The following is an 18,231-nucleotide window of genomic DNA, read 5'->3' on the forward strand; positions in this document are numbered from 1 at the left end:
TCACACTCCTTTCTGTACTTCGGGACAATGTGTCCCAAAGTCCGGGATGGTTGGTGTTACTTCATTTCCCCATACAGCCCAGCCGGGCGGGGTCTGCCTGGCAAAGAGCTCCACGCGGGGCAGATCGCCCATCAGGGAAATGATTTTGGCGCGGGCCTCGTCCGGCTTTTTGCTATGGGCTTCAATCGGGGAAATGATGAATTGATGAATGTTGGCAGCCTGCCGCTTTGGATGTCCCTTGGTTGCCAGCAGGCAGATTTCCGCGTTGCCCCTTGTCCAGAAGCCAAGGCCGTAAAACCAGCTATCCGCCTTCTTGTTCTTTTTCAGCCAGACGAAAGCAACGCTTTTGTAGGTGAAGCCCCAAGCCTCGATCAGCCGGAGCGCCTCCGGGAGCTGCGGGAAAGTGGCCCATAAAAAGAGTGCGCTGTCCGGGGCTGCAAGATCAGCCACAGGCAACGCACATAACTCCTCAATGCTCATAGTGGGATAATGATTTTCCGCCGCGCCCTGTACTTTCTTAGCCGAGTAGCGCCAAGGGGGATCGGCGTAAATGATAGAATACTGCTGGATAATTACACTCCTTTCTCGCCAGAGCTTTTTACTGCCTGCGCCGCACGGATGCGCTCACTGGCGGCGGCATAAAAGGACGGGGCCGTTTCAAAGCATACAAAGCGGCGTTCTGTGTTGATGGCTGCAATCGCGGTTGTGCCGGAGCCAACGCAAATGTCCGCGACCAGTTCTCCGGGGTGGGTATAGGTGCGGATCAGATACTCGCAGAGCTCCACGGGCTTCTGCGTGGGGTGGATGCCGCCGGACACCGTAGGCACAAAAAGTACATTTCCGGGATAGCGGCGGCCATCGTTGGACTCCGATCCCTGCCGTTCAAATTTCCCATAGTTGGAGCTTGTACCGCTTCGGGAATGTACGCGGGTATAAGGCTTGCCATAAGTAAACTGCGGATTGTAGACCGGGGACTTCTGGTAAAACACCAAGATATTCTCGGACTTTTTCAGTGGAGCCCGGTTTGCATTGAGAAAACCTGTTCCGCGCTCCTTGTACCAAATCCACTCATAGCGGAGCATGGCGAGGTTGGATGCGCCCAGCACCTTGTCAAAGGGGCACTGTGCGAAGAACAGCACCGCGCCATTCGGCTTGACCGCCCATTTCACCGCTTCCCACAGCTCTGGGAGCGGCAGGGGCACATCCCAATAATTCCGGGTTGTGCCGTAGGGCGGATCGGTCAGCAGCATATCCACGCTATGTTTTGGCAAAGACCGCAGGCCCTCGATGCCATCCATGAGAAACAAGCCCTCCTTCGGGACACTTTGTCCCAAAGTGCGGCTATCGGTCATTGCGGGCCTCCTTTGCCTTGGCAGGCGCAGGCCGGGCGGCGTTTTCCTTTCCTGCCTGTTTTGCGGCTTCGGCCATCTGCTCTTTGATCGGGGCAGGCCGTACCGCCTGGGCCCGTGCAACAAGCTGTTCCACCGCTGCATGATACGCCTCCACACCAGCCGCATTGATCCGTTCCTGTGTGGCGCGGTCAGAAATCCGAACCGTAGCCCGGTATCCCGTCCGGCTGGCGGGATCGGGCTTAGATGGAGCACCGAGGAAAATCCCGTTTTTCCCGTCCACAACCTTAAAATCGTCGATGACCACACCGCCAAAATTGACGCTGGCGAAGCCGATCAGTTTTCCCTGCGGCTCAATCGGGCGGACAGATACCGTGATCGGAACAACCGCCTCCTGCAAGACAGCATCTGTCCGCATTTTTACTGCCTCATCAATGCTAACACCCTTGACTTCTGCAAGCTCCGCGATGGGAGCATCAAACAGCCAGCGCCGTTCCTCCGCAGCAATCTGCTCCGGGGTCAGCAATACATCGTCTTTCTTACTCAGATAAAATTCCTCCTTTCCGCTTGCCGGAGCAGGCTGGGCGGGGTCGTCCATCAACTCTTTTCTTTGCAGGACGGCCTCTGTTTCCGCCATAAAGCGGTAAGCGTCTGCCTCAGTAAACTCCTCCGGCGTTTTTCCATTCCATAAGCGCGTTCCGTCTGCCCCGTATCTTCTCGGCATAAGCACCACCTCCTGTTAATGAGCGCCAAAGATACGCTGGGCAATGCTCCCGGTCTTAAAGAGCATGAAGCAAAGCAGAACCGTGTAGCCCACAGTTCCCCAAATCGCCCCAATGGGATCGCCGCCTGTTGCGATGCCTTGAATGAGCACTGCGTAAATTGCAACACATACAAGAATCAGCAGTCCTTGAAAGCCCACGGCAAACAGGGACTTGATGTAGTTTTGCCCGGTGCTGCCAAGCTCCCGGTTGGAAAGCGTAGCAACGGGGATGGGGGCCAGACTGGTCAGCAGATAGATTTCCAGCATCCTGCCATACACCAAAACGAAAATGATAATCCCCATCGCCTTCATCGTAAATCCAATGAGCGCAGACTGCAGCCAAAGCCCCAAAAGCGGCCCTAAGTCCATCGCCTCCAGCGAGGTTTCCAGTTCGGCAAGCATATCCGCCGAAACATCGGTAGAGCCTTGAATGAGCCCGCCTGCCTGCGCGATAACGCTCTGCGACACATCGAACACAGCCATGACGATATTGAATGTATTTGACAGGATTAAGATTGCACAGGCCGTTTTGAACATCCATTTATAGAGGTTCGCAACGTCAACCTCGTGCATATTGTTCTTTTCCAAAAGCATCTGTATGAGCTCATAAGTGGCAACAAAGGTCAGCACCATTCCGGCAATCGGCAGGATTACCGTTTCGGAAAGCTGTCGGATCAGGGAGAAAACCCCGGCGTGCCACGCCGCCGGGGTAGTCCCTACCTGTGCCGCAATCTCTCCGACTTGGGTATTGACGGTATCAAAAAGCCCTTCGAGGTTTCCCATGATCCCGCCAATCAGAAGCTCTTTGAGCCAGTTTGTGAGCCAGTCGGTGAGAAAATCCATAAGCGCCTACCTTAAAACAGGCCAGACAGCAGAGGGATCAGTGTGGTGCCAATGACGATGATGCCGCCGCCCGCCATGAGCTGCTTCATGCCCTGGGACTTGGAGCCCGGGTTATCCGAGCCGTAGCCCTCCAGCAGATTGACCACACCCCATACGCCAAGGCCAGCGCCGAGCGCGATAACGAGGGTCTGTAAAGTGTCGATTGCAGATGAGAAAAATGCCATATAAGCCTCCATTTCTCCGGGATTTTCCCGGTAACAAAAAAGCCGCCCATGCAGGCGGCAGGTTACAAACTTCGGGACACTTTGTCTCGAAGCGTTTATGCAAAGGCGTCTGGATCGTCGATGTCATCATAGTTGAGGATGTCCTCGTCCTCTTCCGTGAGTGCATCGTCCGGCACAGCCACCTCATACATCGTACACGCCTCGTTCAGCCCGGGCCGCCTGCGGCGGTTAATGAGCCTGTCGAGGTCAAAAGCGTTTTTCTGTTTATCGGCCTCCGCCGTATAACGGTAGTTCGGATGCCGTTTCAGATCATACTTGGGAGAGAAGAACGGGGGCAGGCCCCGAAGCTGCAAAATACATTTGTCTCCCGGCATGGTTGCAAGCTCGGCTGGGGTCATCAGTTCCCGGCCCAGCCGCTGGGTGTTTTGGCTGTAGCTTTCCGACTGGCCACGGGAGCGGCTGTCGGTCTGCATACTGATTGTGGCTTTTCCCAGCCAGTTCTCGGAGATTTCCTTGATAGTGCTGGCTTCGCGGCCACCGAGGAACACCACGCTGTCCATGTTGCCGAGGATTGTCTCGGCGTGCTTATCGTAAATGGCCTTGCACTGTGCCAACTGTTGATACAGCAGGCAAAGACTCACCTCGCGGGAGCGGATAACCGCGACCAGCTTTTCGAGCTGGGGCACCTGTCCCGTGTTGGCTGCCTCGTCCCACAGCACCCGTACATGGTGCGGCAGGCGGCCACCGTGAACATTGTCCGCCCGTTCACACAGGAGGTTGAACATCTGCGAAAATGCAAGTGCCACTAAAAAGTTGTAGGTCTGCGTGGTATCGGAAATAATGAAGAATACCGCCGTTTTCCGATCTCCGATGCGGTCAAGCTCCAATTCGTCATAGGCCATGACCTCACGAAGCTGCGGGATGTCAAAGGGAGCCAGTCGCGCACCGCAGGAAATCAAAATGCTTTTTGCCGTCTTGCCGCTGGCCAATTTGTACTTTTTATACTGTTTGACCGCGAAGCAATCCGGCTTGCGCTTTTCGAGCCCGGCAAACATATAGTCCACCGCGTTCATAAAATCCTCGTCATCCTCCTTGACCTCCATGCCAGAAATCATATCCACAAGGGTGTTCATGTTCCGATCCTCGGCAGGCCCCTCGAAAATGATGTAGGCAATCAGGGCGCAGTACAAAAGCGTTTCCGATTTCGTCCAGAATGGATCGCCTTCCTTGCCTTCGCCCTTTGTGTTGGAAATCAGGGCATCCACGAATTTCAGAATATCGGCCTCATTGCGGATATACGCCAGCGGGTTATAGTGCATGGATTTTGAAAAATCTATGCTGTTGAATACCTTGATTTTGTACCCGCGTTTTTGCAGGAAACCCCCGACCTGTCCCAGCACACCGCCTTTGGGATCGACCACCACATAAGAGGAATGAGCCTGTAAAAGCTGGGGCGTGAGCCAGAAGCGGGTTTTGCCGGAGCCGGACGAGCCGATAATACAGCAATTCAGATTTCGGGCATTTGCGGGAATTTTCGGGCGGGTATTCATCGTGAGAAACTCCGTCCCGGTCAAAATCACGTTGTTTTCAAACTTCGGATCGACAAACGGTTTGATGTCTTTTTCCGTTCCCCACCGGGCGCTGCCGTATTCTGCATCCCGCCGGAACTTCTTAGCGTTCTTGCTTTTGAAATAGATCAGCAGCCGGAAACCAACGGCTCCTACAATACCGATAAGCCAATCCAGTGGGGCAAGACCGGGTGCAAAGTCAGCAAAGGCCGGGCCAATCGTCTGGCCCAGCCCGATGAGCTTATGTGCAAAATCGTTACCCGCCGCCAGCCGGTAGGCCGTTCCCAGCTTGAGGAACGCCCACAGGATGAACAGATAGGGAATGTTCAGAATGAGATATTTTCTAATCTTATCTGTCCTCATGGGCCACCTCCTTTGCATGTTCTTTCTGTTTCGGCTTTTCTTTGGAAAGCTGATCCGCCGCCTGTTGCAGTTGTTCTCGGATGGGAACTCGGTTCGATTTTGCTTTGCTTAACACCTTCCGGGAATACTCAGAAAAGCAGGCGGTCATTGCGTCTGCCTGTCCAGCCTTGAAAAACAACAGGTATTTGTCCGGCCCGGTTTTATAGAACGCATAGTCTACATTCCATTTCCGGGCCACACGGTCAAAGGACTTGGCATCCCCGGATAGCTCGATGCTGTTTGTGGATGTACCGTGTGCCATGAGCTTTCGCACACTTTGCTTGCCGTGTGGTGTTTGCCGCCCACGGTATGCCTTGCGGATCTTCCGCCCCACCATACCCAGCACATACGCCAGTCCCCGCGCCGTCAGCTTGGTTGTTTTTACGGATATGGCTATCGTGCGCCGGGAAATATCTTCATCAATCAGTTACACCGCCTCCTTCCTTGGGACAATTTGTCTCGAAGTACCGTCACCGATCCCCACGGTCTTTTTTCTGCATTTGACGGTAGCCCTCCAGCGAAGAACCGTCTATGATTTCCTGATAGGCGGCCATTTGCTCCCGGATAGAGAGCTTCGGGAAAGAGAATACCTTATGTTCCTTGGGAATATCCTGCAAGCCGTGATATACTTCCACGAAATGATCGCTTTCTTTGACAACATAGCCGCCCGGGGCAAAATGGCCGTTTTCGTGGATGCAGGCATCCCGGCCATACGCCTCATAATCGAAATACGGTTTTACCTGATCCGGCACATCCAACATTTCCAGATCGTCCACATAAATGCGCCCCAGCGTTTCCTCATCGGATACGCCGGGGTAAAAGCCGTAACAGTCCAGATTTTGTGTCAGATTGATGATGTCCCGCACCGAAGAACAGTGATCGCCGCTGTCGAGGACGGCCTCCAGTGTTTCCAGCTCCGATGAGGTAAGCTCGGAAAGCAGGCAGGCCAGATGATTAAGCTCGTCCAGATTTTCATACTCGCTCAAATGGTCATAGAGCCCCAGCACATCCCCATCGAAAGAGGTAATAAAAATTTCCTGATAGCGGACGCCATCCACGCCGATCCGTTTCAAAAGAGCCTCCACCTCCTGGGCGGTTGTGGGAAATTTCAGTGTTTCACCCACAAGCTGGCCCTCGCTGTACTTTCCGGCGTTGGTAACGTAGGCTTCAAACAGGGTTGCCATTAGCGGCGGCCCTGTCCCTTGACGGTCAGGATGCCCTCAAGGGTTGTTGCCGTAATTCCCAGCCGCTGGGCCACGGCAATATCATTTTTCATGGCTTCGGTCATACTGTGCCCGCAAACAACCAGCACATGAGAACGGCGGAGCAGGTCACGGCTCATGTCGATGCCGCTTTTATGCTCCTCGGGAACAGCATCATTGAGAAACAGGGGCAAGTACAAAGGCGGACAAATAGGAGAAAAGCCTGCCTCATACACGGTGCGGCAATACTGCGCCGCCAGTTCTGCGTTTTCGCTATCGCCGCCGAGCCATGCAGCGGTGATATAAGCAAGGGGTCGTTTCATCGTTCATACCTCCGATATTTTAATAAGAAAGTTCAACCCAAACCCCACGCCCTTTCCCAGTCTTGGGAAAGGGGGCGGCTCTGGAGGATATACCCCCGCCGCTTGCCGGGGAAATAGCACAGCCGGGGGCAGACCGTCAAGGGCGAGCCGCCGAAAACGGCGGTGCGCTGCACCCTTGACGGCCCACTCCCGGCTGTACTAAAAAACAGGCGGCGACGGGGGATATATACCACCAGAGCCTCTGCGCGAGGGCGGGGTCCTCGGGACAAAGTGTCTCGAAGTTGTTACTTGTCAAGTTCCTGCTTTTTCGGGGCTTTTGCCAGCTCCGGCGGCTGTTTTTCTTTCCAGTCATCCAGCAGGGACATAATCTGTTCTTTCATTTTGGCGGGAGTGACCTCCTTGCCAAAATACTTTTCCAGTTCCGCAGTAGAAATAATCACGCCTCGATCCTCCTTTTTCTGTTCTGATAAGATACCGTCAATGACATCGCCGTTGAGCTTGCCTTCCTTATCCAGCTTCCGGAGCCGTTTGGCCTGGGCCAGCGAGGGCGAAGCCTGCTCCCCGTCAATGGAAACAGCAATAAGCCTCTGATTTTTCGGTTTGATGTAGGAAAGCTCCACGGCAGGCATGAAGCCCATCTTTTTATCGTCTACCTTATCCAGAAGCTCCGGCACAAGGGAGTTGAGCCGCAAGTAGCGCATGACCTTTTTATAGTTCATTTCATGCGCCTCGCCTACAATCTCAACCGAGCGTTTCCCGACATCGCCTTCCGCAACACCTTTCAGCCGCCCGCCCTGATGCTTGATGTCCTCAACCTCGAGTTCCAGCAGCGCGGCCAATTCGCTGGGGAGCATCCCGTCACGCTGCTTGTTGCTGTCCTTCATGGCCTGTACCGCTTCGTGGTCGGTCATTTCACGGACGATAAAGGGCATTTCCTCCAGTCCAGCCAGCTCACTGCCGTGGGTACGGCGATGGCCCGCTACAATTTCATAGCCGTTTCCATCTTTCTCCGGGCGGGCAAGACCGGGAACCATTACACCGTTTACGCGGATAGAAGCAACGATTTCCTGCATCTTCGCATCGTCCCGTACCTTAAAGGGGTGCGGACGGAATGTGTGAAACGGATGAACCTCGGAAAGTTTCAGATAAACCAGCTTGCCTTCCTCAACCGGGCGGGGCGGTGTAGTCGGCTCGGGAGCCGTCTGTTCCACAGCAGCAGTTTCCTTCAGTGCCGTATCCTGTGCGGGCTTAATGGGCTCCTTGGCATCCGGGGCCTTTCCATCGCTTCGGGACACTTTGTCTCGTTTGGACGGCTTGGGCTTGTCAGGGGCCGCCTTATCCGCCTTGGGTGGGCGGCCCTTGCGGGCCCCAGCCGATTTCTCCGCTTTCTGATTTTCAGTCGCAGCCTTTTCCGCTTTCGGCGGACGGCCACGGCGCGGCTTTTTCGGTTCCTCCGTATTGGCGGGCTGCGGTGTTTCTCCGGGGGCTGCCGCCTCCGGCGCTTCGGGGGTTTCCGCCTTTTCGACTTCGGCGCGGGCGTTCTGTCTCTTTTCTGCCATAAGCTCATTGATTTTGTCAAAGGACACAACCACATCGCCGGGCTCAGGTATGGCAGGCCCGGTCTGTTCCTGCTGGGGTTCAGATGCTGCGGCCTGTTCGAGTGTGGCGATAGGCTCGGCGGCCTCCGTGAAAATATTCTCCGCAGGGCCAGTATTCAATTTTTCATCGGCCATTTACGATCCTCCTTTTCGTTAAAGTTGCACAAATTAGAGCGCTAAAATTTTGTAGTTATTTTTGTGCCTCCTTTCCGTCTATCCACGCAAAAAAGCCGCCCGTTTCTCATGCCGGACGGCTTTTTGCGTAATGTGATAGATCAAATATTATTTTTTCTGGTTTGCAGGCTCCGAAAAGCCTTGTATTTACAGTGTTCCTAATAGGAAGTAATCATATGCTGATGGTAAGTGACCCCTGCGGGTCAGCGTCCACCAGTAGGACTTTTTTACCTTCCATCGCCAGCCCGATGCCTAGATTTTCACAGGTGGTGGTCTTGCCAGTGCCGCCTTTCTGGTTGACGATGGCAATTGTGGTTGCTTTCTTTGAAATTTTTATCACCCCCGCATCGCTAAGTCGTGATTAGTTTGGTTTTGATAGGAAAGCTGCATCGTGGTGGGTGCGTTGTACAGAGAAGCGAGCAGGTATTGTTTCATGTTTCGGATCGGGCTGCTGTTCTCTGCAAGGCACTTCAGCACAAAGCGGATATGGTCAGCGTTCAGCTTCATAAAGCGACTGCGTACCACCTCGGCGGGCTTATCGTCCCCGGCAATGCGTAGCGTCTTGCGGTTGGTGGCACAGGTGTCCACCAGCAAATCTACGATCTGATAGATGGTATCCTCATCGTCCGGGCAGAGCCGGAGCAGAAGGTCTACCTCCAAAGACTGCGAAAAATATTCTTCCAGTTGGGCGCGTTTGCTCATCCAGTCGTTTTCATCGGAATAGATAGGATCAGTATCGCTTACCTCTGTATTATTTCTCTCAGTCTTATTACATCGTAGTTTGGCCGGGTCTTGAAGCGTATTCTGGACGGTTCCAGAATCGTCATTATCACGATTCATGTAGAGCGTTTTTGACGATTCTGACGAAAAATTCTTCACATAGATGAGGTCGGGCTTGCCCAGCCCCCTCCGTTTGCGTTCAATCAGGCCGTACTCTTCCAGTTCTCGCAGCAGCTTGGTGGCCTTTTTATCGGCACAGCCCAGTGAATCCTGCACCTCCTGCACAGTATAGATGATGAACACCCGCCCAGCTTTGTCCAACCAACCATTCCGGGCTGACAGGCTCATGCGGTCCAGCAGGATACCGTACAGCGTTTTGGCATCTGTGGAAAGCGGTTGGAAGCGGCTATCCTGAAACAACAGCTTGGGAATCCGGTAGAAGGAGAACAGCTCGCTGGACTGCCCATAGAAGTAATCAAGGTCTGCGGTTCTTGTCGGCTTTTTTTCGGGCATAGAGAATATCCCATTTTTCAGGTGTGGAACGGAATACATTGACCTGCTTCTTATAAGGGCAGTGGGCATACAGGCAGGTGCGGAATTTGAAATCAGGCCGATAGTACGGACACAGCTTGCAACTGTCCGGGGCACGGTCGGAACCTTCGCCAGCGGCGATCACATGGTGCATGGAGTGCTGAACATGGCGCAGAGCTTCGTTTCGCTTGTGGCTCACTTGGCATCACCTCGTTTCTCCAGCGGTGCCATCAGGTCTTTGTAGCAGGGAATCAGCACACAGGGCTTTGCCCGCTTGTAGGGGCACCCTTCGCACTTGCTGGGGCCTTTGGGCGGCTCGATCAGATAGTAGCAGTTCTCTTTGCCGAGAACGCAGCCCTTCTTTCGGTTCTTCCAGAAGAAGCAGTGCCGGCAATCTGCCGGGCGGGAAGCATGGTAGCGGATACCGTCCATCGTGACGGTCAGAACTTTTTTCATTGGTAAACCCTCCTTTGATGGATTCGGGAAGTTCAGCCCGAAAACAAAAAAGCGCGTTCCTCTTTCTGTTCCGAGAGAACAGCGAGTGAACGCGCTATGTATGGAGAAAAGTGTTTTGCACGGTTTCTGGTAGGAATGTGAAAAATAGATTTACACAGTTTATCTTGTATTTACATGGATTTACAGGAAAGCGGCTACCAATTTTAGCAGAGAGCCGGAAAACGGAGTTCAAAAGGTGCTTTATGGGGCTTCATTAGCTGGAAACCGGATTTTATTAGCTGAAACCGAAAATTCTGCTAATGGCATTAGCTGGCTAATTTTGGTGATAGGTTCAAAATGAAAAATGCGAAGATCGTCTTTCACATGGAAAAATGACCTTCGCATTTCTTAAAAGGATGTCCCTACCCGGGTTCGAACCGGGGGCGTTTCGCTTAGGAGGCGAACCCTCTATCCAGCTGAGGTATAGAGACATATATGTATTATCGTTGATTTTTGACTTTTCTGCACTTTGTATGGAATGCTTTTCACAACGAAGTGACCGACTGCGTTGCAACCGGAACGGTGTTAAACTTGTTGCATCAAAAATTGTTGAGAAAACTTCGATTCCCGGTCTTGCTTTTGATTAGAGCAATCACTTCTGCCCCCAAGGTATCAGGTTGACCGAATTCTTAGGAGGCGGACGCTCTATCCAGCTGAGCTACGGAGACATGGGTCTGCATCCTTAGGGCACAGAAAAGCCCCCAAAAATACAGTACCATATTATAATACCGCAACCAGGCTATAAAATCAAGTTGAACCTGCGGGCAAAATGGTGTATGCTATAAGGGAATGCAAAGCGGCTGCGTGCTGCGCAGGGAGGATGCTATGGAAAAGATAAAAAATATCCGCAAAAAGCTGCGGCACCAGAGGTCGGTCCGGCGGAGAAAGCTGGGACTGAGCACCCCGACCCAGATCATCTGCGTCAGCTTTATTATCGTGATCGCGCTGGGCACGCTGCTGCTCACCCTGCCCATTGCCAGCAGGCACGGACGTCTGGATGTGCTCAACGCTATGTTCACAGCAACCAGCGCCACCTGCGTCACCGGTCTGGTGGTGCGGGATACATGGACGCAGTTCACATGGTTCGGGCAGGCGGTGGTGCTGCTGCTTATTCAGGTGGGCGGCCTTGGCCTTGTTACCCTTACCAGCTTTTTTGCGCTGGCCATGCGCCGGCGCATGGGCTTTCGGGATCTGCGTCTGCTGGGCGAGAGCGTCTCGGCAGACGGCTACGATCAGGCCAAAAGCGTGCTGAAGATCGTGGTGGGGCTGGCAGCGATGTTTGAAGGCATCGGCGTTCTGCTGCTGCTGTTCGCCTTTGTGCCGCAGTTCGGGCTGGAGGGCGTCTGGATCAGCGTGTTCACCGCCATTTCGGCCTTCTGTAATGCGGGCTTCGACCTGTTCGGACGGTTCGGCGCCTACTCCTCGCTGGTGCCCTATGTTAACAACTACTATGTGCAGGCGGTGATCATATTCATGATCATCTCCGGCGGTCTGGGCTTTATGGTCTGGGTGGAACTGTGCCAGTGGTACAAAAAACGCCGCCTGTCCCTGCACGCCAAGGTGGTGCTGTCCTTCTCGGTGATCCTGTGGCTGGGCGGCGCGCTGGGGCTGGGACTGATGGAGTGGAACAACCCCGCCACACTGGGCGGGCTGTCGGTGCCCGGCAAGGTGATGGCTTCGCTGTTCCAGTCAGTATCCACCCGTACCGCCGGCATGAACACCGTGGATCTGGCCTCCTGCGGCACCCTGAGCAAGCTGCTCATGAGCGTGCTGCAGTTCATCGGCGCAGCGCCCGGCTCTACCGGCGGCGGTGTGAAGGTGACCACCTTCGCGGTCATCATCCTGACCATCCGCAGCGTGGCGCAGGGGCGCGACGATTGCGTGATCGCGGACCATCATATCGAGTCCAAGACCGTCTACCGTGCGCTGACCATTATCGTGCTGGGCGCTGTGGCGGTCATCGGCTCGGCTATCGTGGTGTACTACAACACCTCGGACGTCGTGTCGGTGGTGGATGCCATCTTCGAGTCCTGCTCGGCCTTTGGCACGGTGGGTCTTTCCGTGGGCGTGACCAGCCAGCTGAACAACGGGGCAAAGATCCTGTATATGCTGGTCATGTTCATGGGCCGTGTAGGCCCGGTGGCCTTTGCTATGAGCCTGACCGCAAAACCGGACGACAACAAGCGCAAGATTATGCCGGTGGGGCATATCAATGTAGGTTAAATGAAAAAGCGGCGGCTGCACAGTGCTTTGTGCAGCCGCCGCTTTTATGTTATAGGGACAGACCGTTTTCACGCAAAAAGTTTTTCACGGAAAAAGGCGAATTACTCTGCGTACAGAGAGATGATATTCAGCACGATCTCGGTGCAGCGGTCCATCCGCTCCACGGTGGTGCACTCGCACACGCCGTGGAAGTTGAAGCCGCCGGTGCCCAGATTGGGGCAGGGCAGACCATTCCAGCTGAGGGTAGCGCCATCGGTGCCGCCGCGCACGGGCACCTCCACCGGCTCCAGACCGGCCATGCGCACAGCCTTGCGGGCGGTCTCGATGAGGTGGAAGTGGGGCTTGATCTTTTCCAGCATATTGCGGTAGCTGTCCTTGATCTCCACTTCCACGGTACCTGCGCCGTACTTGCCGTTCAGGTAATCGGCAATGTCCTGCATATTGTCCTTCTTGAACTGCAACTTGGCGGCATCGTGGTCGCGCAGGATGTAGCCCAGCTTTGCGGTGGTAACGTCGCCGTACATCTGGCACAGGTGGTAGAAGCCCTGACGCCCCTCAGTGGTCTCGGGACGTGCCATCACGGGCAGAGCGCCGTGGAACTCCATGGCAACGTTGGAAGCGTTGATCATGGTGTCCTTGGCGGAGCCGGGATGCACCGAGAAGCCGTGGATGGTCACGGTGGCGGCAGCGGCGTTGAAGTTCTCGTACTCGATGTCGCCGGCATCGCCGCCGTCCACTGTGTAGGCAAAGTCTGCACCAAAGCCGGGGATATCGAACAGGTCGGCACCCTCGCCGATCTCCTCGTCCGGGGTAAAACCGATGCACAGCTTGCCGTGGGGGCGGCCCTCGCGGATGACGGTCTCCACAGCAGTCATGATCTCAGCCACACCGGCTTTGTCGTCTGCACCCAGCAGGGTGGTGCCGTCGGTGGTGATCAGGGTCTCGCCCTTCATGGAGGCAAGGAAGGGGAAGGCGGAGACCTTCATCACCTTGCCGGTGGCGGGCAGTACCACATCGCCGCCGTCGTAGTTCTCGTGCAGGATGGGGTTCACGTTCTCGCCGCTGGCATCCGGGGCGGTGTCCATGTGGGCAATCAGACCCAGTGCGGGCTTTTCCTCGCAGCCGGGGGTGGCGGGCAGGGAACCGTAGACGTAGCAGTGCTCGTCCACATGGGCATCCTCCACGCCCAGAGCCTTCAGTTCCTCCACCAGCTTGTGAGCCAGATCAAACTCCCGCGCAGCGGAAGGATGGGTACCGGACTCCGGGTCCGAGGTGGTGTAGACCCTGACGTAATCAAGCAGTCGTTCATAGGCGCGCATAACAAAGCACACTCCTTTAGCAGTATTAAAGGATCACAGTTTTGCGATCCATCTCCTATCATACCCTGTTTTTCCTGTTTTGACAACCTTTTTTGCGCACATGGGGCAGAAAGCACCGCTTCAACAACAAAATGAACAAAATTCACTATGAAAAAGCTGTCCTCCATCCGTAAACGTGCTACAATAAAGACATACTTACAAAGATGCAGGTTGCGCCGCACAGGCACGCATTCCGGTAAAGAAGGACCAGGAGGAGAATTTTATGGCAGTCAAAGTGTTTTTCTATACTCTGCGCCCCTACGATGAGCAGGGCATCTTGGAGGATCTGGCAAAGCAGCGGGGCATTGAGTACGGCTATACCGAGGCGTATCCTACCATGGAGAACGCCCAGTTGGCCGCAGGCTACGATGCGGTATCGCTGACACCCTGTGATATGAGCGCACCCATGCTGCAGCGCTTTCATGACCTTGGGGTGAAGGCCATCTGCTGCCGCTCCATCGGCTACGACCATGTGGATCTGGAAAAGGCGCGGGAGCTGGGCATGAAGGTTTCCAATGTGGATTATCCCCCCAACGGTGTGGCGAACTTTGCCATTATGCTCATGCTGATGAGCCTGCGCAAGGCGGGGCATATCCTCAAGCGCGGTGAGCTGCAGGACTACTCCCTGAAGGGCAAGATCGGCCGGGACATCTCCAACTGCACCGTGGGCGTTATCGGCACGGGGCGCATCGGGCAGACCGTGCTGAAGCACCTGTCCGGCTTTGGCTGTGAGCTGCTGGCCTACGACCTGTACCAGAACGATGAGGTGAAGAAGATCGCAAAGTATGTGCCGCTGGAGACCCTGATCGCGGAGAGCGATGTCATCACCCTGCACACTAACGCTACCGAGGAGAACCACCATCTGCTCAACGCCGATGCCTTTGCCAAGATGAAGCCCGGTGTGACCATCGTGAACACCGCCCGCGGCAAGCTGATCGACAGCGACGCTCTGCTGGCTGCGCTGGAAAGCGGGCAGGTGGGTGCTGCCGGTCTGGACGTGCTGGAAAACGAGAACGGCCTGTACTACTACGACCGCATGGGCGATGTGATCCCGAACCCGGAGCTGGCTGCCCTGCGCGCCATGCCCAACGTGATCCTGACTGACCACACAGCCTTTTACACTTACGAGGACGTGAAGAGCATGGTGCGCGGTGTGCTGGAAAGCGCCGCCGCCTTTGCCGAGGGCTCGCCCAGCCGGCACGATGTGACCAACCGCTGAGGAAGCATGAAATGCAAAAATCGGACAGACCACGGTCTGCCCGATTTTTGTTTGCGATGATTTTTGCCCTAAAGCAGCAGCTTACTCAGCCAGAGCGGCGGCAACAGCTTTCAGGAAAAATGCCGTCCTCTGCCTGTAAAAATAGGACACAGGGGCAACTATGCTGCTCCGGTGTCCTGAACAGATCGATAAAAAACTCAGCCCAGACAGACGCCCATGCGGCGTGCCACGCTCAGCAGCTCGCAGTTTTCAGGCACATTGCGGGTCTTACCGGCAATGTCTGCCAGACGGTTCTCGGTCACCCGGCGGTTCACCATGGCTACGGTCACGCCGTAGCGCTCCACTTCTACCAGCTGTGCGGCATAGCTGCCGAACTGGGTGGCCAGCACACGGTCGTAGGCGCTGGGGCTGCCGCCGCGCTGCATGTGACCCGGGATGCACACGCGGGTCTCCATACCGGTCTTTTTCTGCACGGCTTGTGCAATGCGGTTGGTGGCGGTGGTGCCAAGACCGGCTTCGGCACGTTTGGCCATCCAGTCCTTGCGCTTCATGCGAGCTTCCTCGGTGTTGATGGCACCTTCGGCCACGGCAAGGATGGAGAAGTTGGAGCCCTTCTTGGCACGGCGCTCCACGGCCTCGCATACGCGGTCGATATCGTAGGGCAGCTCGGGCAGCAGGATGATGTCGGCACCGCCGGCAATGCCGGAGTACAGGGTAAGCCAGCCGGCCTTGTTGCCCATGATCTCGATGCACATCACGCGGCTGTGGCTGCCGGCGGTGGTGTGGATGCGGTCGATGACATCCGTGGCGATATCCACGGCGGTGTGGAAACCGAAGGTCACATCGGTGCCGTAGATATCGTTGTCAATGGTCTTGGGCAGGCCGATGATGTTCAGCCCTTCCTGCGAAAGCAGGTTGGCGGTCTTGTGGGTGCCGTTGCCGCCCAGACACAGCAGACAGTCCAGCTTTGCCGCCTTGTAGGTCTTTTTCATGGCGGCGACCTTATCAATGTTGTCGTCCTCCACCACACGCATCAGCTTGAAGGGGGTGCGTTTGGTGCCCAGAATGGTGCCGCCCAAGGTCAGGATGCCGCGGAAGTCGTCCTCGTTCATCTCACGGTAGTCGCCGTTGATCAGGCCGCTGTAACCGTTTGCGATGCCCACGATCTCCACGTTATCCCCCATGCGGGCGTACAGTGCTTTTGCAACGCCGCGGATGGTGGCGTTCAGGCCCGGGCAATCGCCGCCGGAAGTCAGGATACCAACACGTTTTTTCATTCAAATACCCTCTTTCATTATCATTCAGGCAAAGCCGAACGGTCCGGCAAAGGGTGCCGGGCTGACCGGGGTCCTACCTCTTTATAGTATTAGAGTATTCCGAAAGGGGAGTGCTGTCAAGAGAAAAACCAAAAATTTACAAGCCTGTGTGCAACGGAAAGCTGCTGTAAAAACTTTTACAGAAAAACTGAAAAAATGGTTGACAAGCGGCCTGATGGCGTGTATAATATCCATTGTCAGCGACGCACGGCGCGGCTGACAAAACCGAATATTGGGGATTTGCATAGTGGTAGTGCGGTAGACTCTGACTCTACTTGTGGGAGTTCGATTCTCTCATCCCCAACCAGTTACCGCAGCCGAATAAGCTGCGGTATTTTCGGGGCATAGCGCAGTTGGTAGCGCGCCTCGTTCGGGACGAGGAGGCCGTGGGTTCAAATCCCGCTGCTCCGACCAAAAAGACCAGTACACATTTGTGTACTGGTCTTTTTTTGCTTTTGCGCGAACAGGCTGTAAAAACAAGTGGCTCAGAAACGCCGACAGGTATTTCTGAGCCACTAATATTATATCGTTTCCAGCAATGCGGGCAGCTGGGCGAGGTCGTCGATGACGTAGGGACTGGCCTTTTCCAGCCGGGCGCGGGACTGATGCCCGCCGGTGTACAGCACACAAGTTGCACCGATGGCAGCAGCCACTGCGGCATCGTGGTCGGTGTCGCCGACCATCACGCAGGCAGCCGGATCGATGCCGGTGCGGTGCAGATAGTCGGTGCCAAGCTGTACCTTGCTTACGCCGTAAATGTCCGCAAGGCCGAGCAACTCGGTAAAAAAGCCTTGCAGACCCCGGGCGGATACCTGCTCGATCAGGTAATCACGGCGGGAGGCGGAAAGCACAGCCTGCTGCCAGCCCATGCGGGCCAGCGTTTGCAGGGTGTCAACGGCGTGTGCCGTTACAGCGCAGCCGGGCACACCGGCGTTGTAATGCTCCATAAAGCGGGCGGCAAGCTCCGGGTAGGGGTGCCGCGCAAAGTCGAACCCGGCGCAGCGGTAGTAGTCCTCGATGGGAAAACCGAACAACTCCCGGTAGGCAGCCAGATCGTACCGCTGGGGGTAGCCGTGGGTCTCCAGCATCCAGTTCAGGCAGTTGTGGGTAAAGTCCACATCGTCCATCAGGGTACCGTTCCAGTCCCAGAAGATCATACCGTTTGGCTGCATGGAAACCTCCTTGTGTTATTCCGCTGTAAATACCTTGCGCAGTGCGGCGTTGCTCTCGATCAGCTTTACCAGCGCAACGCCCAGCACCGTGCAGCTGATCAGCTCGCCGATGCCCACCGAGATGCCGTTGGTGATGCAGGCCAGCCAGATGGGTGCGCTGGACGTGGGGTCCGGGAACATGACGGCAATTTCAATGCCGATGATCACGGCGTTGAACAGCACCGGAGGCAGGCTGGCAGCAATGGCCAGACCCTTGAAGCGCACATTGCGCAGCTTGTAGGTGACAAGGCAGGCCAGCAGGGTAGCCAGCGTGCCAAAGATCACATCCACGATGGTGGAGCCCAGCAGGTTTGCAAGGAAGCAGCCCAGCACAACACCCACGATGTACTCTGCACCGAACACGGGCAGCAGGCACAGAGCCTCGGCCACGCGCACCTGCACAGCACCATAGGAAAGGGGCTGCAATGCCAGACATAGCACTACATAGATAGCTGCCACTACACCGCAGTGCACCAGCTTACGGACGGAAGAATTCTGATTCATGATAATACTCCAGCGGTTTGATTTTGACCGCACAGGAACCGCCAGCTCCTGTGGGTTTTGCCCGGCACCGCTCGAGTGGTGCCGGGGAGCCTAAAATCCTAAGTTGCTCTAAAGGAGCTGTGAAAAAACACAGCACAAGGGAGTATATCATAATTTTGGGCGGATTGCAATGAATTATTGTAGAATTAGGAACAGATGTAGGGTTTGG

At 55.4% G+C, this 18,231-nt stretch carries 19 protein-coding genes, 3 tRNA genes, 1 pseudogene and 1 riboswitch; of the genes and pseudogenes, 4 read left to right on the top strand and 19 right to left on the bottom strand.

The window, feature by feature from the left end:
* The 15 genes and pseudogenes from MTP36_RS04765 to MTP36_RS04835 form a co-directional block, all read right to left on the bottom strand.
* The gene (locus tag MTP36_RS04765; RefSeq protein WP_118544540.1) at nucleotides 1-555 is read right to left on the bottom strand and encodes an MT-A70 family methyltransferase; all 555 of its coding nucleotides are present in this window, start codon (nucleotides 553-555) and stop codon (nucleotides 1-3) included.
* A gap of 17 nt (nucleotides 556-572) precedes the next feature.
* Nucleotides 573-1,352 carry a DNA-methyltransferase gene (locus MTP36_RS04770; RefSeq protein ID WP_249253856.1) on the bottom strand — a complete coding sequence of 260 codons (780 nt, stop codon included), beginning with the start codon at nucleotides 1,350-1,352 and terminating at the stop codon, nucleotides 573-575.
* On the bottom strand, nucleotides 1,342-2,073 hold the full coding sequence (locus MTP36_RS04775; RefSeq protein WP_249253858.1) for a septation protein SpoVG family protein: 732 nt from the start codon (nucleotides 2,071-2,073) through the stop codon (nucleotides 1,342-1,344). The genes MTP36_RS04770 and MTP36_RS04775 overlap by 11 nt, the downstream gene beginning before the upstream one ends.
* Before the next feature lie 15 nt (nucleotides 2,074-2,088).
* Nucleotides 2,089-2,955: a VirB6/TrbL-like conjugal transfer protein, CD1112 family gene (locus MTP36_RS04780; protein WP_117612914.1), complete on the bottom strand. Its 867-nt coding sequence runs from the start codon at nucleotides 2,953-2,955 to the stop codon at nucleotides 2,089-2,091.
* 11 nt (nucleotides 2,956-2,966) lie between these two features.
* On the bottom strand, nucleotides 2,967-3,179 hold the full coding sequence (locus tag MTP36_RS04785) for a Maff2 family mobile element protein (RefSeq protein WP_044963257.1): 213 nt from the start codon (nucleotides 3,177-3,179) through the stop codon (nucleotides 2,967-2,969).
* 95 nt (nucleotides 3,180-3,274) lie between these two features.
* A complete protein-coding gene (locus MTP36_RS04790; RefSeq protein ID WP_249253860.1) occupies nucleotides 3,275-5,110 on the bottom strand; it encodes a VirD4-like conjugal transfer protein, CD1115 family in 1,836 nt (611 codons plus the stop codon).
* Nucleotides 5,097-5,486, bottom strand: a complete 390-nt coding sequence (locus MTP36_RS04795; RefSeq protein ID WP_173022035.1) for a PcfB family protein — start codon at nucleotides 5,484-5,486, stop codon at nucleotides 5,097-5,099. Before MTP36_RS04795 ends, MTP36_RS04790 begins: the two co-directional genes overlap by 14 nt.
* A 133-nt stretch (nucleotides 5,487-5,619) precedes the next feature.
* A complete protein-coding gene (locus tag MTP36_RS04800; RefSeq protein ID WP_014080243.1) occupies nucleotides 5,620-6,333 on the bottom strand; it encodes an antirestriction protein ArdA in 714 nt (237 codons plus the stop codon).
* Complete coding sequence (locus MTP36_RS04805) at nucleotides 6,333-6,674, bottom strand: DUF7768 domain-containing protein (protein ID WP_003020223.1); 342 nt, start codon at nucleotides 6,672-6,674, stop codon at nucleotides 6,333-6,335. The genes MTP36_RS04800 and MTP36_RS04805 overlap by 1 nt, the downstream gene beginning before the upstream one ends.
* Nucleotides 6,675-6,958: 284 nt before the next feature.
* A complete protein-coding gene (locus MTP36_RS04810) occupies nucleotides 6,959-8,407 on the bottom strand; it encodes a ParB/RepB/Spo0J family partition protein (RefSeq protein ID WP_249253862.1) in 1,449 nt (482 codons plus the stop codon).
* A 214-nt stretch (nucleotides 8,408-8,621) separates the two neighbouring features.
* Nucleotides 8,622-8,783, bottom strand: a pseudogene (locus MTP36_RS04815) (ParA family protein); the annotation flags it as partial.
* Nucleotides 8,783-9,679 (bottom strand): DUF6017 domain-containing protein, encoded by an 897-nt coding sequence (locus MTP36_RS04820; protein ID WP_249253863.1) that lies wholly within the window; start codon nucleotides 9,677-9,679, stop codon nucleotides 8,783-8,785. The gene MTP36_RS04820 and the pseudogene MTP36_RS04815, both read right to left, overlap by 1 nt.
* A complete protein-coding gene (locus MTP36_RS04825; protein WP_005924919.1) occupies nucleotides 9,642-9,896 on the bottom strand; it encodes a hypothetical protein in 255 nt (84 codons plus the stop codon). The genes MTP36_RS04820 and MTP36_RS04825 overlap by 38 nt, the downstream gene beginning before the upstream one ends.
* A complete protein-coding gene (locus MTP36_RS04830; protein ID WP_097770934.1) occupies nucleotides 9,893-10,153 on the bottom strand; it encodes a hypothetical protein in 261 nt (86 codons plus the stop codon). The genes MTP36_RS04825 and MTP36_RS04830 overlap by 4 nt, the downstream gene beginning before the upstream one ends.
* 396 nt (nucleotides 10,154-10,549) lie before the next feature.
* Nucleotides 10,550-10,623: transfer RNA gene (locus tag MTP36_RS04835), tRNA-Arg, on the bottom strand.
* Between the two features lie 394 nt (nucleotides 10,624-11,017).
* On the opposite strand from MTP36_RS04835, the gene MTP36_RS04840 reads away from it, so the two are divergent.
* A complete protein-coding gene (locus MTP36_RS04840) occupies nucleotides 11,018-12,415 on the top strand; it encodes a TrkH family potassium uptake protein (RefSeq protein WP_249253865.1) in 1,398 nt (465 codons plus the stop codon).
* A gap of 101 nt (nucleotides 12,416-12,516) precedes the next feature.
* Here the strand turns inward: MTP36_RS04840 and pepT are convergent, their stop codons facing one another.
* Nucleotides 12,517-13,734, bottom strand: coding sequence for a peptidase T (gene pepT, locus MTP36_RS04845; RefSeq protein WP_249253867.1), 1,218 nt, complete (start codon nucleotides 13,732-13,734; stop codon nucleotides 12,517-12,519).
* 262 nt (nucleotides 13,735-13,996) lie between these two features.
* Here pepT and MTP36_RS04850 point away from each other — a divergent pair, with 262 nt between their 5' ends.
* A complete protein-coding gene (locus MTP36_RS04850) occupies nucleotides 13,997-14,992 on the top strand; it encodes a D-isomer specific 2-hydroxyacid dehydrogenase family protein (RefSeq protein ID WP_055186504.1) in 996 nt (331 codons plus the stop codon).
* 197 nt (nucleotides 14,993-15,189) lie between these two features.
* Here the strand turns inward: MTP36_RS04850 and MTP36_RS04855 are convergent, their stop codons facing one another.
* Nucleotides 15,190-16,269 (bottom strand): 6-phosphofructokinase, encoded by a 1,080-nt coding sequence (locus MTP36_RS04855; RefSeq protein ID WP_005924931.1) that lies wholly within the window; start codon nucleotides 16,267-16,269, stop codon nucleotides 15,190-15,192.
* 272 nt (nucleotides 16,270-16,541) lie between these two features.
* On the opposite strand from MTP36_RS04855, the gene MTP36_RS04860 reads away from it, so the two are divergent.
* Nucleotides 16,542-16,615, top strand: a tRNA-Gln gene (locus MTP36_RS04860).
* Nucleotides 16,616-16,646: 31 nt separating this feature from the next.
* Nucleotides 16,647-16,722, top strand: a tRNA-Pro gene (locus MTP36_RS04865).
* 107 nt (nucleotides 16,723-16,829) lie between these two features.
* Here MTP36_RS04865 and MTP36_RS04870 read toward each other — a convergent pair.
* Both MTP36_RS04870 and MTP36_RS04875 read right to left on the bottom strand, forming a co-directional pair.
* Nucleotides 16,830-17,480, bottom strand: a complete 651-nt coding sequence (locus tag MTP36_RS04870; RefSeq protein WP_249253869.1) for an HAD family hydrolase — start codon at nucleotides 17,478-17,480, stop codon at nucleotides 16,830-16,832.
* A gap of 15 nt (nucleotides 17,481-17,495) precedes the next feature.
* Entirely contained in the window at nucleotides 17,496-18,023 is a 528-nt protein-coding gene (locus tag MTP36_RS04875; RefSeq protein WP_249253871.1) for a QueT transporter family protein, read from the bottom strand.
* A 7-nt stretch (nucleotides 18,024-18,030) separates the two neighbouring features.
* Nucleotides 18,031-18,132, bottom strand: a riboswitch (PreQ1-III riboswitch).
* Between the last annotated feature and the right edge of the window lie 99 nt (nucleotides 18,133-18,231).

Origin of the sequence: Faecalibacterium sp. I4-1-79, from assembly GCF_023347235.1 — a bacterium.
GTDB lineage: Bacteria > Bacillota > Clostridia > Oscillospirales > Ruminococcaceae > Faecalibacterium > Faecalibacterium tardum.